The 5,393-nt window shown below is 62.5% G+C and carries 7 protein-coding genes; 6 read left to right on the top strand and 1 reads right to left on the bottom strand.

Features of this window, described 5'->3' with window-relative positions; genetic code table 11:
- On the top strand, nucleotides 1–269 hold a 269-nt coding region (locus EOA85_RS26300), incomplete at its 5' end, for a TOBE domain-containing protein (RefSeq protein ID WP_164759882.1).
- 88 nt (nucleotides 270–357) lie between these two features.
- The gene (locus tag EOA85_RS26295; RefSeq protein WP_127211717.1) at nucleotides 358–699 is read left to right on the top strand and encodes a winged helix-turn-helix domain-containing protein; all 342 of its coding nucleotides are present in this window, start codon (nucleotides 358–360) and stop codon (nucleotides 697–699) included.
- A gap of 30 nt (nucleotides 700–729) precedes the next feature.
- Here the strand turns inward: EOA85_RS26295 and cobF are convergent, their stop codons facing one another.
- Nucleotides 730–1,503 (bottom strand): precorrin-6A synthase (deacetylating), encoded by a 774-nt coding sequence (gene cobF / locus EOA85_RS26290; RefSeq protein ID WP_127211716.1) that lies wholly within the window; start codon nucleotides 1,501–1,503, stop codon nucleotides 730–732.
- A gap of 129 nt (nucleotides 1,504–1,632) precedes the next feature.
- On the opposite strand from cobF, the gene EOA85_RS26285 reads away from it, so the two are divergent.
- From EOA85_RS26285 to EOA85_RS26270, 4 genes are all read left to right on the top strand, one after another.
- The gene (locus tag EOA85_RS26285; RefSeq protein ID WP_127211715.1) at nucleotides 1,633–2,646 is read left to right on the top strand and encodes a DUF4424 domain-containing protein; all 1,014 of its coding nucleotides are present in this window, start codon (nucleotides 1,633–1,635) and stop codon (nucleotides 2,644–2,646) included.
- A complete protein-coding gene (locus EOA85_RS26280; RefSeq protein ID WP_127211714.1) occupies nucleotides 2,646–3,164 on the top strand; it encodes a dihydrofolate reductase in 519 nt (172 codons plus the stop codon). Before EOA85_RS26285 ends, EOA85_RS26280 begins: the two co-directional genes overlap by 1 nt.
- A 142-nt stretch (nucleotides 3,165–3,306) precedes the next feature.
- Nucleotides 3,307–4,410, top strand: a complete 1,104-nt coding sequence (hflK, locus tag EOA85_RS26275) for an FtsH protease activity modulator HflK (protein WP_065010271.1) — start codon at nucleotides 3,307–3,309, stop codon at nucleotides 4,408–4,410.
- Nucleotides 4,410–5,354, top strand: a complete 945-nt coding sequence (locus EOA85_RS26270) for a protease modulator HflC (protein ID WP_029351364.1) — start codon at nucleotides 4,410–4,412, stop codon at nucleotides 5,352–5,354. Before hflK ends, EOA85_RS26270 begins: the two co-directional genes overlap by 1 nt.
- Nucleotides 5,355–5,393 lie beyond the last annotated feature (39 nt).

Here is a 5,393-nt window from a genome sequence, read left to right as displayed (position 1 = left end):
GCGATGTGATGATCGCCATCGAACGGCCGACGGGTCTCAGCGCGCTCAACATTCTGCCGGGCACGATCGTTGCGATAGAGCCGGGCGAGGGGCCTACGGTCGAGATCGGCATAGACTGCAATGGCGCAACCGTGCTTGCCCGGATCACCGAGCAATCGCGACAGACGCTGAAACTTCGGCTCGGTCGAAAAGCATACGCGGTGGTCAAGACGGTAAACTTCGACCAGGCGAATACGAGCGCCGGCCTGCCTGTCGAGGCGGATGGATGACAGAGGGTGATTGTCGCTATATCATTTTGGAATAGCGGTATCGCTTGAGAGCTTCTAGGATGGACGTGGCGTGGCTGCGGAGGAGCAAATGCCGTCGCTGAGCTTACGTATAAACCTCGATCCGGGCGGTCGCATCGGACCAGGCAAGATCGAGCTTCTCGAGCAGATCGCCGCCTTCGGATCGATCTCGGCGGCGGCGCGCGGCATGGAAATGTCCTACAAACACGCTTGGGATCTGGTCGAGGACATGAACCGGGTGTTCGGCAAACCGCTGGTCGCGGCACAGACCGGAGGGAAAAAGGGCGGCGGCGCCCAGTTGACGCCGGTGGGGCTTGCGGTTGTCAGCCGCTTTCGCGCCATCGAACGGGCTGCGGCTTCCGCGGCGGCGGCGCATATGGAGGCACTACAGGCAGAGATCGATGCCGGGTGAGGTCGATGATGGATTCTGTACCGGCCGAGCCTATTCCTCCGGCTCGCCGGGCTTGCGCAGCAGATAAGTGTCCATGATCCAGCCTTTTTTCCGGCGGGCCTCGTCGCGGGTCTTCACGATCTCGGCGCCGACGTCTCCAAGGCGGCCGGAAATGAGGATCTCGTCGGGCGTGCCGAGATAGGCGCCCCAGTGGATGAGGAGATCCTTGTCATCCAGCGAGTCGAAGGCGCATTTGCCGTCCAGCATGACGACGGTGCTGCCGGCATTGTCGGGCAAACCTTCTTCGGTAAGCCGGCGCCCGGTGGTGATCTGAACCGCGTCGCCGATGCGGTTCAGTGCCATCTTGTGGCTGGCGGCGAGCGCCTGGACGGCAGTGATGCCGGGGATCACCTCGAGCTCGAACCCGACATTGCCTCTCATGCGCACACGCTCCAGTATGCGCAGCGCGCTGTCGAAGAGCGAGGGATCGCCCCAGATCAGGAAGGCGCCGCAGCCATCTTGCGAGAGCTCGTCGCGGATCAGGCTTTCATAGATCGCGGCGATCGCCTCGTGCCAGTCATCGACGGTCGAGCGATAGGAGGGCGCTGGCTCGGCCCGCACCGGCACGTCGAATTCGACGCGACGTGAGTTTGGATTGGTGACGAATCGGTCGCAGATCTGGCGGCGCAGTTCTGCGAGGTCGTTCTTCTTCTCACCCTTGTCGGGAATGAACAGTACGTCGGCGCGGTTCAAGCCGCCGATGGCCTGCACGGTCATGTGGTCGGGATTGCCGGCGCCGATGCCGATTACGAGAAGCTTGCGCATGGACGAACTCCTGCCCGATCGGAACGTCGGTGTCCAGTGAGCCATGGCATGTGCGCAAGCGCGGAAGGGCTTTGAAACTCCACATTGAAACGGCTAGAGTCATGCCGGCATCTCGCCAAGGGAGCTTCCATGTTCCGTTATGTTCTGACCGCAGCGCTGGCGCTCTCGGCCACGCCCGTATTCGCCAATGATTCGATTGCCGAATTGGGAACGGGCGGCCTGATCCTGTCTCGCAGCGACGCGGTCGCTATGGAGAGTGAGGATCTCTACATCTCCCCGGAAAAGGTGACGGTCGATTATGTCTTCCGCAACAACACCGATAAGGATGTCGACGCGATCGTTGCTTTTCTGATGCCTGACATCGAAGGCGATCCGAACGAGATGCCGGCGATCCCCGACGGGCAGAGCGACAATTTCCTCGGCTTCGAGGTGACGATCGACGGCGTGGCTGCAAAGCCGCAGCTCGAGCAGAAGGCATTTGCGCTCGGCATCGACATCAGCGCCGATTTGAAGGCGCAAAACGTGCCGCTCTACCCGTTCGGCGATGCGGCCAGGGCGGCTTTGGCAAAGCTGCCGCAGGCGGTTGCCGACGACTGGGTCGATCGCGGCATCATCATCGAGGACACCGCCGACGACGGTTCGGGCATGAAGACCGACTATGTGGCGTTCTGGCAATTGCGCTCGACCTACTGGTGGCGCTCGACCTTTCCAGCCAATAAGGCAGTCCACGTCGCCCACCGCTACAAACCGAGCGTCGGCGGCACGTCCTCGGTCAGCTTCTTCTACGATGGCCAGTTCCAGGGCCAATACGCCGCCTACAAGACCCGATACTGCATGGACGGCACGTTCGAGAACGCGATCCGCAAGGCAGCGAAGAACAATCCCGACGGCACTCCGAAATATTTCGAGAACCGTATCGCCTATATCCTGACCACGGGCGGTAACTGGGCGACGGGCGCCATCGGCAAGTTCAAGCTGACCGTCGACAAGGGCGATCCAAAGAACCTGGTTTCGTTCTGTGGCGAAAACGTCAGGAAAGTCGGGCCGACGCGTTTCGAGATGACGGCAGAAAATTTCTACCCTGAGCACGATATCGACATATTGCTGCTGGTGCCTTCGGACGATGGCGGGAGCGGCGGCTGATGGACGTCGCGATCTATGTCGCCATCGCCGAAAACGGCGTGATCGGGCGCGATGGTGGTTTGCCGTGGCGGCTTTCCAGCGATCTCAAGCGGTTCAAGGCCGACACGATGGGCAAACCTATCATCATGGGTCGCAAGACCTATGAAGGCATCGGCCGGCCTCTGCCGGGCAGGCTAAGTATCGTGGTGACCCGCGCCAAGGCCTGGCGCGCCGAGGGCGTCGAAATCGTGCATTCGCTCGACGAGGCGATCAGCGTGGCGAAGGTGCGCGGGCGCTGCATGGCCGGCGCCGACGAAATCTGCATCATCGGCGGCGGCGAGATCTATACCCAGGCGCTGCCGCTGGCCGACCGCTTGCATGTCACCCATGTCCTTGCCGCGGTCGACGGCGACGTGCATTTCCCGCCGATCGACCCGGATTTGTGGCGCATTGTTCGATCGGAGAACGTTCCGGCCGGTGAAAAGGATAGTCATGCGACACGCTATTCGGTTTACGAGCGACGCCGCGACGTGCATTGAGAGACATTAAAGGGTCGCGACGGTCCAAAACGGACGGTGACGACCACCGATCGCGTTGAAAGCATGCCCTCGCATCCCTATAGAAGAACAACATTGGATTTTGCGTCGTCAGGCCGGCGCGTGAGGGAGCGAAAGGACATTCATGCCCTGGAATGACAAAAGCGGCGGAGGCGGCGGCCCATGGGGCGGCGGCAACAATCCAGGACCCTGGGGGCAGGGACCAAAGGGGCCTAGCGGTCCGCAGGGCTCGCCTCCCGATCTCGAAGATATCATCCGACGCGGCCAGGACAGGTTGCGGCGTGCTTTGCCGGGTGGCGGTGGCGCCAGCCCTGCCGTATTCGGGCTGATCGCGGCGGCGCTTGTCGTGCTTTGGGCGTTCAAGGCGGTCTATACCGTGCAGCCCGATGAGGTTGCGGTCGAACTCAGATTCGGCGTGCCAAAGGCGGAGTTCTCGCAGCCAGGCCTGCATTTCCATTGGTGGCCCATCGAGACGGTCGAGACGGCCAACATCGCCGAACAACTCGTCAACATCGGCGGCGGCACGGCCACCGGCAACGGTTCAGGCCTGATGCTTTCTGGCGATCAGAACATCGTCAACGTCCAGTTCTCTGTGGCCTATCAGGTCTCCGATCCGAGGGCCTATCTGTTCGACGTGTCCGATCCCGACGGCATGCTGCGGCAGGTCGCCGAAAGCGCCATGCGCGAAGCGGTCGGCCGGCGGCCGGCGCAGGACATCTTCCGCGACGATCGCGAGGGCATTGCGGCGTCCGTGCGCGAAATCATCCAGACGACGCTTGACGGCTACAGGGCCGGCCTGAACGTCAACGCGATCTCGATCGAGGATGCTGCGCCGCCGCGCGAAGTGGCCGACGCGTTCGACGAGGTGCAGCGCGCCGAACAGGACGAGGACAAGTTCGTCGAGCAGGCCAACCAGTATTCCAACCAAAAGCTCGGCCAGGCGCGCGGCGAGGCCGCACAGATCCGCGAGGAGGCGGCCGGCTACAAGAACCGGGTCGTGCAGGAGGCCGAAGGCGAGGCGCAGCGCTTCATCTCGGTCTACGACGAATACGCCAAGGCGCCGGATGTGACGCGCCAGCGGCTTTATCTGGAAACGATGGAGAGGGTTCTGAAGGATTCCAGCAAGGTCATTATCGAGCAAGGCAGCGGACCAGGGGTCGTTCCCTATCTGCCGCTGCCGGCATTGCAGCAGAAGGCGCCGGCGCCGGTCCTTGGAGGAACCCAGTGATGGCCAACCGTCTTCCCATCATCGCCGTCATCGCCGCGGTTATCCTGTTCCTGCTCTATTCGTCGGTCTTCGTTGTCAATGCGCGACAGCAGGCGCTGGTGCTCAGGTTCGGCGAAATCGTAGACGTCAAGAGCCAGCCGGGCATCTATTTCAAGGCGCCGTTCGCCTTCTTCGATGCCGACAGCGTGCAGTTGATCGAAAACAGGGTGCTGCGCTTCGACCTCGACAACATCCGCGTTCAGGTTTCAGGCGGCAAGTTCTATGAGGTCGACGCCTTCATCGCCTATCGGATCTCGGATCCGCGCGTGTTCCGCTCCGCGGTGTCCGGCCAGATCGAACTGGCCGAGGCACGGTTGAGAACGCGTCTCGACGCCGCCTTGCGTCGGGTTTACGGTTTGCGCGACTTCGAGGCGGCGCTCTCGGAAGAGCGAGCCGTGATGATGCGTGAAGTGCGCGACCAGCTGAGGCCCGACGCCACGTCGCTCGGCCTGCAAATCGAGGATGTCCGTATTCGCCGAACCGATTTGACGGCGGAAGTCTCGCAACAGACATATGACCGTATGAAGGCTGAGCGTCTGGCCGAAGCCGAGCGGCTGAGGGCGCGCGGCAACGAGGCGGCGCAGCGCATCAGGGCGCGCGCCGACCGCGAAGTGGTGGAGATCGTCGCCGAGGCACGGAGAGAGTCTGAAATCCTGCGCGGTGAAGGCGAAGCTCAACGCAGCGCCACCTTCGCGAATGCCTACCAGCGCGATCCAGCCTTCTTCGACTTTTACCGGTCGATGAATGCCTACGGCACGGCGCTGGACAATACCGGGACGACGATGGTGCTGTCGCCGAATTCGGAATTCTTCCGTTTCTTCCGCAACCCCGCCGGCGCGGCTGCGCCGGCAGCGTCGCCCGCAGCACCTGCTGCACCGGCAGCGCAGCCAGGCATCGGCCAGTAACGGCCGGTGCAGGATTTTCTGGCGGCAATAGGCTTGGTT

Origin of the sequence: Mesorhizobium sp. M5C.F.Ca.IN.020.29.1.1, assembly GCF_003997375.1 — a bacterium.
Lineage (GTDB): Bacteria > Pseudomonadota > Alphaproteobacteria > Rhizobiales > Rhizobiaceae > Mesorhizobium > Mesorhizobium wenxiniae.
This window is presented reverse-complemented; position numbering and strand designations above follow the sequence as displayed.

Bases quoted from the DNA above. Each gene is read 5' to 3' on its own strand.
- EOA85_RS26295 (WP_127211717.1), top strand. From the start codon at position 358: ATGCCGTCGCTGAGCTTACGTATAAACCTCGATCCGGGCGGTCGCATC.
- cobF (WP_127211716.1), bottom strand. From the start codon at position 1,503: ATGCGCAAGCTTCTCGTAATCGGCATCGGCGCCGGCAATCCCGACCAC.
- EOA85_RS26285 (WP_127211715.1), top strand. From the start codon at position 1,633: ATGTTCCGTTATGTTCTGACCGCAGCGCTGGCGCTCTCGGCCACGCCC.
- EOA85_RS26280 (WP_127211714.1), top strand. From the start codon at position 2,646: ATGGACGTCGCGATCTATGTCGCCATCGCCGAAAACGGCGTGATCGGG.
- hflK (WP_065010271.1), top strand. From the start codon at position 3,307: ATGCCCTGGAATGACAAAAGCGGCGGAGGCGGCGGCCCATGGGGCGGC.
- EOA85_RS26270 (WP_029351364.1), top strand. From the start codon at position 4,410: ATGGCCAACCGTCTTCCCATCATCGCCGTCATCGCCGCGGTTATCCTG.